This window comes from Pseudonocardia sp. 2-7 (genome assembly GCF_056341085.1).
In genome coordinates this window covers 3,639,648-3,653,021 of the sequence record NZ_CP094507.1, presented here as the reverse complement: position 1 = coordinate 3,653,021, position 13,374 = coordinate 3,639,648, and the positions used below count along the sequence as shown (strand labels likewise).

Sequence of the window (13,374 nt, the reverse complement as noted above, 5' to 3'; positions counted from 1 at the left end):
GGATACCCCCGCGCTGGCCGGTCAACCCGGCGCGGGGGAACGCCTCACCAAATCCGGACGCGCCGGTCCGGGTCGGTGTAGAGCCCGTCGTCCTCGGTCACCCCGAACGCCTCGTGGAACGTGTCGAGGTTCGTGACGACCGCGTTGCACCGCAGGTCCGGCGGCGAGTGCGGGTCGGTGGTGAGCCGCCGGATCGCCTCGGCGTCGCGGGTCACCGCCCGCCACACCTGCGCCCAGCCGAACAGCACCCGCTGCTCGCCGGTCAGGCCGTCGATCACCGGCGGCTCGGAGCCCTCGTGCGCGATCCCGTAGGCCTTCAGCGAGATCGTCAGACCACCCAGGTCGCCGATGTTCTCGCCGACCGTCAGTGAGCCGTTGACCTTGTGGTCGGGCAGGCCGGCCGGGGACAGGCCGTCGTACTGGTCGATCAGCATCTTCGCGCGGGACTCGAACTCGGTCCGGTCGGCGGCCTCCCACCAGTCGGTGAGGTTGCCGTCGCCGTCGTAGCGGGAACCCTGGTCGTCGAAGCCGTGGCCGATCTCGTGGCCGATGACTGCGCCGATGCCGCCGTAGTTGGCGGCGTCGTCGGCGTCGGGGTCGAAGAACGGCGGCTGCAGGATCGCGGCCGGGAACACGATCTCGTTGAGCCGCGGGTGGTAGTAGGCGTTGACCGTCTGCGGGGTCATCAGCCACTCGTCGTGGTCGACGGGGCCGCCGAGCTTGGCGTACTCGAAGTCGTGGCGCCACTCCGCGGCCCGGCCCGCGTTTCCGAGCAGGTCGGCCGGGTCGATCTGCAGGTCGGAGTAGTCCTTCCACTTCTCCGGGTAGCCGACCTTCGGGGTGAACTTGCCGAGCTTGTCCTGCGCCCGCTCCCGGGTTGCCGGGCTCATCCAGTCCAGGGTGGAGATCGACCGGCGGTAGGCCTCGACGATGTTGTCGACCAGCTCGGTGATGCGCTCCTTGGCGTGCGGCGGGAAGTGCCGCTCGACGTAGATCTTCGCGACGGCCTCGCCGAGCGCGCCCTCCACCAGTGACACCCCGCGCTTCCACCGCTCGCGCAGCTCCGGGGTGCCGGACAGGGTGCGGCCGAAGAAGTCGAAGTCGGCCTCGACCAGGTCAGCGGACAGGAACTCCGCGCACGACCCGGCGACGGTCAGCGCCAGCCACGCCTGCCACTGCTCCAGCGGGCGCCCGGCCCACAGCTCACCAGCCGCGGTGACGAAGCTCGGCTGGCGGACGATGACCTCGTCGTAGGCGTGCGCGGGCACCCCCAGCGCGGACTCCCACTCGGCCCAGTCGAAGCCCGGGGCGGCGGCGCGGAGCTCGTCGCGGGTCATCAGGGTGTAGGTCTTCTCGGCGTCCCGGTTGAGGACCCGGTCCCACGACGCGTCGGCGAGCGCGGTCTCCAGGTCCATGACCTGCTCGGCGACGCGCTCCGGCTCGGCCAGCCCGACCAGCTCGGCGAGACGCTGGAGGTGTTCGACGTACTTCGTGCGGATCTCCGGGTCGCCCTCGTCGCCGTAGTACGACTCGTCGGGCAGTCCCAGCCCGGCCTGGTTGAGGTTCACCAGGTAGCGGGACGAGTCCTTGAGGTCGGTCGCGATGAACTCGCCGAACAGCGCGGCACGGCCCTCGCGCTGGCGCCGGCCGAGCACGCCGGCCAGCGCCGCCCGGTCGGTCGCGGCGTAGATCTCGTCGAGCAGCGGGCGCAGTGGCGCGGTCCCGAGCTCCTCGGCCCGCTCGACGTCCATGAAGGAGCGGTACAGGTCGCCGACCTTGCGGGCCTCGGTGCCGGGCTCCGCCGAGGACGCGCACTCCTCGACGATCTCGTGGACCTGGTCCTCGGCCCGGTCGCGCAGGACGCGGAACGCGCCGTCCTGCGAACGGTCATCGGGGATCTCGTGGGTCGCCAGCCACCGGCCGTTCACGTGGGCGAACAGGTCGTCCTGGGGGCGGACGTCCGGGTCGACCCAGTTGAGGTCGAGACCGGACGGTCGCGAGGTCGGGGCGGACTCGGTGGTCGTCATGGGGCCATCCTGCCTGTCGGGTCCGACGGTTTCGAGCAGCCGACGACGACACGCCCGCGCCGCCCGGTCCGCTGCGGAAGTGGGAGTGCTGCGCCGGTGGTACCCGGAGGGCGATCCGGCAATCGTGATTCCGGCCGATTCCTCGGGCCGCGTCAGACAGGACGGATCAGACGCATGGTCCCGTCGGGGCGCGAGTCCATCGTGATGGTGTCGGCCTCCACGGAAGTTGGTAGAGCGACCTGTGGTGCCAACGCCGCGGACAGATGGGCGAACAGAGCCTGACTCCGACCGTTCTCGGCGGCCTCGTCGCTGGCGAACGCGGGCAGGAACCGGCCGGAGAAGGTGCTCGCCGTCAGAGGAGTCGAGGCCAGGCGGGTGAACAGCATCCGCATCCGGCGGACCTCGTCGGCGCGTGCCGCCAGATCGGCGTCGACAGTGGCTCGGAATGCCGCGAGCGGCGCGCCGGGGTTACGCAGCTGGGCCTCGGTCGCGGTGAGGACGGTCCGGCGGCTGTCCAGAGCGATCGCCCGGTAGGCGGTGTGGACGGCCAGCCCGAACGAATCCCAGCCGAGTGAGCCGACGTTGCCCAGCTTCTCCCGCAGCTCCGAGCCGGACGTCGTTGCCGCGCACTCCCTGGCGACCTGCTCCCACCCGTCGAGGAGCGCCACGGAGCGGTTGCGGATGACCTGGAGGTCCCGCATCGCGGCGCCGAGCCCGACGCTCTCGGGAATGGACGCACCGTCGAGCAGCGCGGCGTGCGCGGTCTCGATCGTCTGCTCGGCCGTCCTGAGCTCGGCCTCGTCGTCGAGCTCCAGCCGCACGGCCAGCCGGTCGACGCCCTTCTTGATCTCGCCGAGGGTGCGGGTCTGCTCGTCGCCGCCCAGCATCTCCGCAGCGACGGTGAGTGCGAGCAGCCCGACGCCGACCGGGCTCATCGACTTCGCCAGCGCTCCGGGACTCATCGGCAGGAGCCGCACCTGACCGGTGATGCGCCCGGCACCGTTCGTGGTCATCCCGCGATAGCCGCCGCTGACGGCCTTCATCAGCGAGTCGGTGCTGCCGCTGGGCATCTGCAGGATGAAGCGCTGACCGGTGGCGGTGACGGCCTGTCCCGTGCCGGCGACCGCCTTCGCCACGCCGTCGGCCAGCGCGCTCGTCGCGCGCAGGGGCTTGCGCCAGTCCGTGCCCGTCCCCGGGCTGGGCTCGGACCGCAGGATCGCGCCTTCCCCGCGGGCCAGGAGCTCCCACGGGTCGGTCGTGGCCGAGTCCCCCAGCGGGAGGACGACGGCGGTCGGCTCGGACGCTCCGGCGCTGCTCATACTCGGTCAACGGCCGCAGCCGCCCGGGGCAACGCGTCCCTCCGGGTGGTGGCGCGGACCGGAGCCCGCGGCACGCGTGTAGAACCGTCACCGATGACCGACATGTGGGACGACCTGTTCGAACCCCCGGACCCCGCCGACGTCCTCGGGGACCTCCACGAGGTCGCGACGAGCGTCTTCGACCTCTGCTACGACGGCTCCGAGCCGGAGTGGGCGGCGTGGGCCTGGTCGATCCTCACCCGGGCCGGACTGGCGGCCGCCGGCACCGAGTACGAGCGTGGCGAGCTGGTGCTGCGGCTGCTCGCGCTGAACATGTTCCACCGCGAGTTCTGCGCCCGCGCCCTCGACCTGGGCGTGCCGGGGGAGTGGGACGTCGACCCCGACCGCGTGCTGGGCGACCACCCGCGCCTGCACCCGGTCCTGCTCGGGATCATCGCGGAGCGGCGCAGCCTGGACCTCGCCGACTCCACCGACCCGGGGGACCTGGACTTCGACGTCTCGGTCGCCGCGACCGCCCTCGACGCGCTGGTGCGTTCGGAGTACCGGCGGGTGGTGCCGCTGCTGGTACAGGCGGCCGGTCCGGTGGACCTGGCCGCGTCGGTGTGGGCGTCCACCCGGGAAGGGGCGCGGTTCCCGCTGCCCGACACCGCGGTCCGCGAGCTGACGGCCGCGCTCACGCCCGCCGGGCACGCCGCGCTGGAGTGGGTCCGGGGCGGCGCGCGCCGGAGTTGACCGGACAGGACTCCGCCGGGTGGACCCCGCATTGTCGGCCACCGGAGCCGGCGCGCACCATCGCGGTGTGACGATCAACTTCGACGCGCCGGTCACCCGGCCCCGCACCACTCCCGCCATCGACCTGCTGGAGGGCGAGCGCCTGCTCGCCCGTCTGCCGGGCGACGGGCCGGACCGGAGCAGCGCGCGGTACGAGGCGTTCACCGTCACCCCGCTCGGACGCACCCTGGGCGCCGAGATCACCGGGATCGACCTGCGGGAGCAGGTCGACGAGCAGCTGCGGGCCGAGCTGCACCGGGCACTGCTGGAGTGGAAGGTCCTGTTCTTCCCCGGCCAGCACCTGACCAGCGAGCGGCAGCGTGAGCTCGCACTGCTCTGGGGCGACCTGGAGACCAACCCGATGCTCGACACCGGTGACTCCGCCGACGTCGTCCGTTTCGGCACCGGGAAGCGCACCTACGAGAACATCTGGCACGCCGACACCACGTTCCGCACCGCTCCGGCGATGGGCGCCATGCTGCGGATGGTGCAGACGCCGCCGTTCGGCGGGGACACGATGTGGGCCGACATGGCCGTCGCCTACGACAACCTCACCGACGAGGTGAAGGCACGCATCGACGACGCCGTCGCGGTGCACGACATGGTGCCCGGCTTCGCCCGGTTCGTGGACCCGGAGCGGCTGGCCCGCGGCCACGAGCTGTTCCCGCCGGTGACCCACCCCGTCGTCCGGACCCACCCGGAGACCGGGCGGCGCACGCTGTTCGTGAACGCCTCGTTCACCACCGCGATCGTCGGTCTGCCGCGCGAGGAGTCCGACGCGCTGCTGCGGCACCTGTTCGCCCAGGCCCACGTGCCCGAGTTCCAGGTCCGCTACCGCTGGTCGGAGGGGACGCTCGCGTTCTGGGACAACCGGGCGACCCAGCACTACGCCGTCGGCGACTACCACCCGCACACCCGGGTCGCCGAGCGTGTCGCGATCGCGGGTGACCGACCCTTCTGAGGCTCGGCCGGCCGAGTTCGAGTTGCCGAACACGGGGGCCCCTCGATACTGGGAGGAGGCGGTCCACCAGAGCGGCCGCCACCGCGAACCGGTCGGTCCGGCGTGTCCACACGCAGCAGGATCGGCGCCTCCCACGAGCGTCCGTACGCGCATCCCGCCCCGCCGCCGCCACCCGCGGCGGGGCGTGCGTCGGCATGCTCCGACCGCGAAGGAGCACCCCCGTGCCCGCGATCCTGTTCGGCTCCATCTCCACCCTCGTCGACACCTCCGAGCTGCAGCGCGAGGCGTTCAACGAGGCCTTCTCCCGGCACGGCCTCGACTGGCACTGGGACCGCGACGACTACATCGCCATGCTGGAGTCCAACGGCGGCGCCCAGCGCATCGCCGAGCACGCCGCGTCCACCGGTGAGACCGTCGACGCCGACGCCGTGCACGCCACCAAGTCCGAGGTCTTCCGGACGAAGCTGCGGGAGTCCGGCGCGACCCCGCGCCCCGGTGTCCGCGAGACCATCAAGGCCGCGCACGGCCGCGGGGTCACCGTCGGGCTGGTCACGACGACCTCCCGCGACAATGTCGACGCGGTCCTCGACGCGCTCGGACCGGACGTGACGCGCGCGGACTTCGCGCTGCTCGTCGACCGCGCGATCGTGTCCGCACCCAAGCCCGACCCGGCGGCGTACACGCACGCGATCGCCGCGCTCGGCGAGACCGCCGACAGCGTGGTCGCCATCGAGGACAACGTCGGTGGCGTCGCCTCGGCGACCGGTGCGGGTGTGCGCGTCGTCGCCTTCCCGAACGCCAACACCGCGGGTCACGACTTCTCCCAGGCCACCGAACGCGTCGAGTCGCTCGACGACGGTGCGCTGCTCGCCGACGTCACCCGCTGACGCCCGGCCGCACCCCTCCCGCACGGCCCCGACGGGCCCGGTCGTACCGACCGGGCCCGGCACGGGCGTGCCCACGAGTCCCATGCCCCGCCCCGGATCGACCTGATCGGAGACCAGAGGACATGAGCAATCCCCAGGCAGCGCAGACCCTGCCGCCGAGCCCCACACTGACCACGACCGACACCGCGTTCCGGGTCGAGAGCTGGGAACGGATCGAGTTCACCCTCTCCTACGTCGACGGCGCCTTCGCCGCGGAGAACACGCACGTCGCGGACCTGTACCGGGACCGGGGCCGCTGCCTGATGGTCGTCGACGAAGCGGTGCACGAGCTCTACGGCGACCGCATCCGCGCCTACTTCGACCACCACGGCATCGCACTGACCACGGTCCCGCTCACGATCGCCGAGACCGCGAAGAGCCTGCGGACCCTGGAGCGGATCGTCGACGCGTTCGCCGAGTTCGGGTTGAACCGCACCGAGCCGCCGCTCGTCGTCGGGGGTGGGCTGACCACCGACGTCGCCGGGTTCGCCTGCGCGTCGTACAAGCGGGGAACGCCCTACATCCGCATCCCCACCACGCTGATCGGCCTGATCGACGCCAGCGTCGCGATGAAGGTCGCGGTCAACCACGGGAAGCACAAGAACCGGCTCGGTGCCTTCCACGCCTCGCACGACGTGCTGCTGGACTTCTCGTTCCTGGCGACGCTGCCCGAGGCGCAGGTCCGCAACGGTGTCGCCGAGATGATCAAGATCGCGACGGTGGCGAACGCCGACCTGTTCGACCTGCTGGAGAAGTACGGCGAGGACCTGCTGGCCACCGGGTTCGGGCACCGGGACGGCACGCCGGAGCTGCGCGAGATCTCCCACCGCGCCACCTACGACGCCGTCCGCACCATGCTCGAGCTGGAGCACCGCAACCTGCACGAGCTCGACCTCGACCGGGTCATCGCCTTCGGCCACACCTGGAGCCCCACCCTGGAGCTGGCGCCGGAGACGCCGATGCTGCACGGGCACGCGATCAGCGTCGACATGGCGTTCTCCGCGACCCTCGCCGAGCGGCGCGGCTACATCTCCACCGGCGAGCGGGACCGCGTCCACCGCCTGTTCAGCGGGCTCGGGCTCACCGTCGACAGCCCGTACCTCACCCCTGAGCTGCTGACCGAGGCCACCGAGTCGATCACCCAGACCCGGGCCGGGCTGCTGCGCGCGGCGGTGCCGAAGCCCATCGGCACCTGTCACTTCGTCAACGACGCCACCCCCGCGGAGCTGACCGCGGCCCTGGCCGCGCACAAGGAGGTCGTCGCCGACCTGCCGACGGCGGCGGGCGGGGTGGACATGTGGTCGCTGAAGTGACCGGCGCACCGACCCGGCCCGCCCGCCCGGTCACACCGACGACGATCCTCGCCGAGCTGCTCGACGACCTCGTCACCCGCGCCGGGGCGGGCGCCGACCCCGACCTCGTCCGGGCCCGGGACCTGGCCGCGGGCCTCGACCCCTACCTCGACGAGCACACCTCGCCGGCGTCGTCGGCGCTGGTCGAGCTGGAGGCGCGCACCCGGTCCGCGGCGTGGACCGGGACCCTGGAGCAGGAGATGCTGTCCGGTCACGTCGAGGGCCGGTTCCTCGCGTTCCTCGTCGCCATGACCGGCGCCCGGCGGGTCCTCGAGGTCGGCATGTTCACCGGCTACTCGGCGCTCGCGATGGCCGAGGCCCTGCCCGACGACGGCGAACTGGTCGCCTGCGAGCTCGACGCCGACGTGGCGGCGTTCGCGCGGGACCGCTTCGCCGCGTCCCCGGCGGGACGCCGGATCCGGGTCGAGGTCGGCCCGGCCGCGGACACCCTGGAACGGCTGCGGGGCACCGCGTTCGACCTGGTGTTCGTCGACGCCGACAAGGCCGGATACGCCGGGTACCTCGACACCGTCCTCGACGGCGGCCTGCTCGCCCCGGGCGGGGTGGTCTGCGTCGACAACACCCTGATGCAGGGCCTGCCCTGGACCGGGGACCGGACGGCGAACGGCGACGCCATCGCCGCGTTCAACCGCCGGGTCACCGACGACCCCCGCGTGGAGCAGGTGCTGGTGCCGCTGCGCGACGGGCTGACCCTGATCCGACGGTCCGCATGAGCCGCACCACCGCCCTGAGGGGCCGGGCCCGTTCGTCGGGCCCGGCCCCGGCGCGGCTCGCCTCGGGCGTCGTCGCGCTCGCCGCCGCCGGGCTCGCCGGGCGTGCGCTGGGCACCGGCCGCGACGGCGCCCCGCGCGAGGGCACGGCGGCGACCCGGGTCCGTACCGCGGGCACCCTCGCCCTGCTCACCGCCGCCCTGCCCGCCGACCTGGCGATCACCGGCGTCGCCGCGCTGGCCGGGCTCCTGCGCCGTCGTGAGCGGGCCCGGCCGCACCGGCCGCTGACCGTGCTGCTCAGCGGCGGGAAGATGACCAAGGCGCTGGAGCTGGCACGGGCCTTCCACCGTGCCGGGCACCGGGTCGTGCTCGTCGAGCAGGCCCGCTACCGCTTCACCGGGCACCGCTTCTCCCGGGCGGTCGACGCGTTCCACGTCGTCCCCGCCCCGGACGCGCCGGGCTACGCCCACGCGCTCGCCGACATCGCCCGCCGGGAGGGCGCCGACGTGTACGTGCCGGTGTGCAGCCCCGTCGCGAGCTGGTACGACGCCGACGCCAAGCGGCTTCTCGAACCGTTCTGCGCGGTCGTGCACCCCGACGCCGACGTCGTCGCCATGCTCGACGACAAGCACCGGTTCACCGCGACCGCCGCCGGGTTCGGCCTGCCGGTGCCCGCGGCGCGGCGCATCACCGACCCGGCGCAGGTCGTCGACCACGACTTCGCCGCCACCCCGGGGCGCACCTGGATCCTCAAGTCGCTGCGCTACGACCCGGTGCGCCGCCGCGACCTGACCCGGCTGCCGCTCCCGACCCGCGCCGAGACCGCGGCGTTCGTGGCGACCCTGCCGATCTCACCGGACAACCCCTGGATCCTGCAGGAGTTCGTCGAGGGCACGGAGTACTGCACCCACGCCACCGTCCGCGACGGCGACGTCCGCCTGTACTGCTGCTGTCCGTCGTCGAGCTTCCTGCTCAACTACGACCACGTCGACCACCCGGCGATCGAGGACTGGGTGCGGCGGTTCTGCGGCGAGCTGGGGGTGACCGGGCAGCTGTCGTTCGACTTCATCGAGGCACCCGACGGCCGGGTCCTGGCCATCGAGTGCAACCCGCGCACCCACTCCGCGATCACCCTGTTCCACGACCACCCGGGCGTCGCCGCGGCCTACCTCGACGCCGGTGCCGGCACGCTCGTGCCGGCACCGGCCACCCGGCCGACCTACTGGCTGCACCACGAGCTGGGCCGGCTCCTCGGCGACCCCGGGTCATGGCGGGAGCGGCTGCGGATCGTGCGCGACGGACGGGAGGCACTGCTCGACGTGCACGACCCGTTGCCGTTCCTGCTGGTCCCGCACCTGCAGATCACCTCGCTGCTGCTCGGCAACCTCCTGCGTGGACGGCCGTGGGTGACCGTCGACGTGAACATCGGCAAGCTCGTCGAACCGGCGGGGGACTGAACCGTGCTGCGTGTCCTGCACCTCGTCGGCTCGGGCGTCGACGAGTTCTTCTGCGACCTGTCCCGGCTCTACGCCGCGGACTGCCTCGACGCGACCGCCGACCCGGCGCGCTACGAGTTCGTCGTCGCGTACGTGACGCCGCAGGGCTGGCGGTTCCCGGCCGGGCTCGACCCGGAGCAGATCGCCGCCGCGCCACTGCGGACCCTCCCCGAGGCGGTCGCCGAGATCGCCCGGGCGGGCGTGGACGTGATGGTGCCGCAGATGTTCTGCCGGCCCGGGATGACCCACCACCGGGCGCTGTTCGAGCTGCTCGGGATCGGCTACGTCGGCAACACCCCCGAGGTCATGGCGCTGGGCGCGGACAAGGCCCTGGCCCGCGCGGTCGTCGCCGAGGGCGGGGTCGCCGTCCCGGCGGGGGAGACGGTGCGCGCCGGGCAGGTGCCGACGGTCCGGCCGCCCGCCGTCGTCAAGCCGGTGGACACCGACAACTCGGTCGGGGTCACCCTCGTCCACGACCCGGACGGGTTCGGGGTGGCCGTGAAGGCCGCCCTGGTCCACGGCGACCGCGCCCTGGTCGAGGAGTTCGTGCCGCTGGGCCGCGAGGTCCGGTGCGCGGTGGTGGAACGCGACGGCCACCTGGTCGGGCTGCCGCTGGAGGAGTACCGGATGGACGCGGTCGACAAGCCGGTCCGCCTCGCCGACGACAAGCTCGCCCGCACCGGCGACGGCGACCTGCGCCTGGTCGCGAAGGACGCCCGGTCCTGGATCGTCGACGCAGGCGACCCGGCCACCGGGCCGGTGCAGGACGCCGCCCGCGCGGCGTTCCGCGCCCTGGGCTGCCGCGACTACGGGCTGTTCGACTTCCGCATCGACCCGGACGGCCGGCCCTGGTTCCTGGAGGCCGGGCTGTACTGCTCGTTCGCCCGCACCTCGGTGGTCGTCACGATGGCCGAGGCCGCGGGGATCGGCGTCGCCGACCTGTTCGCCGACGCCGTCACCCGCGCCGCCGCCCGCACCACCGCCCCACCCGGCTCCGACCGCTGATCCCGGCTCCCGCCGCCGGTGGGGCGCGCCGTCGCACCCCGCAGGTGGCCCGCGCACCCTCCGCGGCGGGTGCGGCGACCGCGTCCGGGGTGCGCGGCGGGAGCTCAGCGGGCGGCGCGGGGCCGGACGTGCTCGCGCACCATGCCGCGGTGCATGACCCGGTCCCCGACGACGCCGGAGTGGTCGGCGCGGTGCAGCACGCAGGCGTTGTCCCAGATCACGACGTCGCCCGGTGCCCACCGGTGGTCCAGCACGTTGTCCGGCCGCGTCGAGTGCTCGATCAGCTCCCGCACGGTCGCCGCGGACTCCTCGGCGTCCATCCCGCCGACCTCGGCGCAGCGGGCCGCGGTCGAGAGGTAGAGCGCGGTCCGGCCGGTGCGCGGGTGCGGGCGGAACACCGGGTGCCAGGCCTCGGTCTCGGTACCGGCGTCGTCGGGGGACAGCCCGGTGACGACGTGGCGGATGCTGCGGCCGTCGAGCCGGGTCCGCAGCGGCTCCGGGAGCGTCTCGTAGGCGCGGTACTGGTTGGAGAACTGCGTCGCGCCGCCCCGGGCGGGGACGGTCACCGCCCGCAGCGCGGTGTAGGCGGGCGGGGCCGCGACGTAGCTGGTGTCGACGTGGAACGAGCTGCGCGGCGGGGTGTCGCGGCCGACGTTGGAGATCACGTTGAGGTCCGGGTGGGTCTCCAGCGGCGTCTCACCGGTGGTGAACGCCAGCGGGCCGAGACCGCGGAGGAACGCGAGGAAGCCGTCGTCGCCGACGTCGTCCTGACCGCGCAGGACGAGGACGCCGTGCTCGGCGAGCAGCGCCCCGAGCGCGTCCGGGTCGAGGTCGGGCAGGGACGTCCCGGTGACGCGGGCGCCGACCGGATGCAGGGCCTCGATGTCCATCACCCGAGTGTGCGGGCGCCCGCGGTCACCCGCGCGCCGGACGCCGGGGTCAGGACGCCGTACGGCCCCACCGGCGGCGACGCGGGCGGTCGGCTGGCTCGTCCTCCATCGGGGCGGCGATCGCGAGCCGCCCGACCTGCTCGTTGAGGACCTTGAGGTGCACCCGGACGTCGTCGTGGGTCGGGTCCAGCACCGCCTGCTCGGCGATCTCCGCGGCCTGGTCGACCGACTGCTTCAGCGACGCCTTCGCCTTGTTCAGCCGGGCGGCGATCCGCTTCGCGGGCGGCTCGGTGAGCCGGAACCGTGCCGGCTCGATCGAGTCGCCGACGGCGGCCAGGCGCTGCACCGCCTCCAGCTCGGAGTCCAGCCGCTTGCCGATCTCGGTGAGCCACGTCCGCACCTGCATCGCCGAGATCACCGTGGTGATCCGGTGGAAGCGCTGCACCTGCTCGGTGCACTCGGCCACGTAGGTCCGCCAGTACCGCGAGAGCGGTGCGGGTGACGGCTCGGATCCGGGTCGCAGGAGTGACACGTGCGCAGGCTACCGGTGATCACGACGAGGTCGCCGTGGGTCACGGGATGCGCCCGTCCGTCGCCAGCACCGGCGCGTCGGCGGTCACGGTGTCGGGGTAGATCAGGCCGCTGCCGGTGTTCAGCACGACGACCGTCTCCGACCCGTCGAGCCACCCCGACTCCCGCAGCCGGCCCGCCGCGGCGACGCAGGCCGCGCCCTCCGGGCAGATCCAGGTGCCCTCGTCGCGGGCGAGGGCGTGCTCGGCGGCGAGCAGCTCGTCGTCGGAGACGGCGACGGCGGTCCCGCCGGTGTCGTACACGGCGTCGAGGACGAGGAAGTCGCCCAGCGCCTTGGGCACGGTGATCCCGAACGCGACCGTGTGCGGGTCGGCCGGGGCCGTCGACTCGCGCAGCCCGGCCTCGAACGCGTCGACGATCGGCGCGCAGCCGGTGGCCTGCACCGCGACCAGCCGGGGCAGGGGACCGGAGATCCAGCCGAGCTCCCGCATCTCCGCCAGGGCCTTGTGGATCGCGATGATCCCGACGCCGCCGCCGGTGGGGTAGAGGATGACGTCCGGGCAGCGCCAGCCGAGCTGCTCGACGATCTCGTAGCCCATCGTCTTCTTGCCCTCGATGCGGTAGGGCTCGCGCAGCGTCGAGGTGTCCTGGTACCCCGCCCCGACGGAGTTGCGGCGGGCGACGGCGTCGGCCACGAGCCTCCCGGCGTCGCCGATCAGGCCGTCGACCAGGTACAGCTCCCCGCCGGAGACGACGACCTCGCGCCGGGTGATCTCCGGGGCGTCGACCGGCATCGCGATCAGCGCACCGAGCCCGGCGCGCGCGGCGTAACAGGCCCAGGCGGCACCGGCGTTGCCGTTGGTGGGCATCGCGACCGCCCGGACTCCGAGCTCGGCGGCCCGGGACACCCCGACGGCGGCGCCGCGCGCCTTGAACGCCCCGGTCGGGACCAGCCCCTCGTCCTTCATCCGCAGGCCGGGCAGCCCGAGGCGGGCGCCGGCACGGGGGAGCGGGAGCAGCGGGGTCATGCCCTCGCCCATCGTCACCACGTGCGCGGGGTCCCGCACGGGCAGCACCTCGTGGTAGCGCCACAGGTCCGGCGGGCGGGCGGCGATGTCGGCCGGGGTCACCAGCGTGCGGGCCCGGTCGAGGTCGTAGCGGGCGAGCAGCGGGGCACCGGAGGCCGAGGTGCCCTGCACCGTGTCGGCGTCGAGGACCTCGCCGGTACGGGAGCACTCCAGGTGGGTCAGCGTCGAGAAGTCGGGCACGGGTCCAGCTGATCTCCCGCCGTGCCGTGGCGCAACCGGAGGGGTGCGGCGACGCGGGCAGGAGCAGGCCGCCACGACTACGCCGTTGCGACGATCC

General features: G+C 73.5%; 12 protein-coding genes. 7 read left to right on the top strand and 5 right to left on the bottom strand.

Annotated features, from left to right (window positions below; translation table 11 throughout):
• Positions 1-44 precede the first annotated feature (44 nt).
• Positions 45-2,027: a M13 family metallopeptidase gene (locus MTO91_RS17560; RefSeq protein WP_073574227.1), complete on the bottom strand. Its 1,983-nt coding sequence runs from the start codon at positions 2,025-2,027 to the stop codon at positions 45-47.
• Between the two features lie 152 nt (positions 2,028-2,179).
• The gene (locus tag MTO91_RS17555; RefSeq protein WP_405416429.1) at positions 2,180-3,346 is read right to left on the bottom strand and encodes a hypothetical protein; all 1,167 of its coding nucleotides are present in this window, start codon (positions 3,344-3,346) and stop codon (positions 2,180-2,182) included.
• 93 nt (positions 3,347-3,439) lie between these two features.
• On the opposite strand from MTO91_RS17555, the gene MTO91_RS17550 reads away from it, so the two are divergent.
• The 7 genes from MTO91_RS17550 to MTO91_RS17520 all read left to right on the top strand — a co-directional run bounded on the left by MTO91_RS17550 (position 3,440) and on the right by MTO91_RS17520 (position 10,588).
• Entirely contained in the window at positions 3,440-4,078 is a 639-nt protein-coding gene (locus MTO91_RS17550) for a hypothetical protein (protein ID WP_476651939.1), read from the top strand.
• Positions 4,079-4,145: 67 nt separating this feature from the next.
• On the top strand, positions 4,146-5,078 hold the full coding sequence (locus MTO91_RS17545; protein WP_476651938.1) for a TauD/TfdA dioxygenase family protein: 933 nt from the start codon (positions 4,146-4,148) through the stop codon (positions 5,076-5,078).
• A 221-nt stretch (positions 5,079-5,299) separates the two neighbouring features.
• Positions 5,300-5,965, top strand: a complete 666-nt coding sequence (locus tag MTO91_RS17540; protein WP_476651937.1) for an HAD family hydrolase — start codon at positions 5,300-5,302, stop codon at positions 5,963-5,965.
• Positions 5,966-6,087: 122 nt separating this feature from the next.
• Positions 6,088-7,317 (top strand): sedoheptulose 7-phosphate cyclase, encoded by a 1,230-nt coding sequence (locus tag MTO91_RS17535; protein WP_476651936.1) that lies wholly within the window; start codon positions 6,088-6,090, stop codon positions 7,315-7,317.
• On the top strand, positions 7,314-8,090 hold the full coding sequence (locus tag MTO91_RS17530) for an O-methyltransferase (RefSeq protein ID WP_251785074.1): 777 nt from the start codon (positions 7,314-7,316) through the stop codon (positions 8,088-8,090). Before MTO91_RS17535 ends, MTO91_RS17530 begins: the two co-directional genes overlap by 4 nt.
• Positions 8,087-9,544: an ATP-grasp domain-containing protein gene (locus MTO91_RS17525; RefSeq protein WP_476651934.1), complete on the top strand. Its 1,458-nt coding sequence runs from the start codon at positions 8,087-8,089 to the stop codon at positions 9,542-9,544. Before MTO91_RS17530 ends, MTO91_RS17525 begins: the two co-directional genes overlap by 4 nt.
• A 3-nt stretch (positions 9,545-9,547) precedes the next feature.
• Complete coding sequence (locus MTO91_RS17520; RefSeq protein ID WP_476651933.1) at positions 9,548-10,588, top strand: D-alanine--D-alanine ligase family protein; 1,041 nt, start codon at positions 9,548-9,550, stop codon at positions 10,586-10,588.
• Positions 10,589-10,692: 104 nt separating this feature from the next.
• Here MTO91_RS17520 and MTO91_RS17515 read toward each other — a convergent pair whose 3' ends face one another.
• Genes MTO91_RS17515 through MTO91_RS17505 form a run of 3 tightly spaced genes read right to left on the bottom strand, consistent with a single transcriptional unit; the run spans position 10,693 to position 13,277 of the window.
• Positions 10,693-11,478, bottom strand: a complete 786-nt coding sequence (locus MTO91_RS17515) for a TauD/TfdA dioxygenase family protein (protein ID WP_476651931.1) — start codon at positions 11,476-11,478, stop codon at positions 10,693-10,695.
• A 49-nt stretch (positions 11,479-11,527) separates the two neighbouring features.
• Positions 11,528-12,010: a hypothetical protein gene (locus tag MTO91_RS17510; protein WP_062396040.1), complete on the bottom strand. Its 483-nt coding sequence runs from the start codon at positions 12,008-12,010 to the stop codon at positions 11,528-11,530.
• A 40-nt stretch (positions 12,011-12,050) separates the two neighbouring features.
• Positions 12,051-13,277, bottom strand: a complete 1,227-nt coding sequence (locus tag MTO91_RS17505; protein ID WP_476651930.1) for a threonine synthase — start codon at positions 13,275-13,277, stop codon at positions 12,051-12,053.
• Positions 13,278-13,374 lie beyond the last annotated feature (97 nt).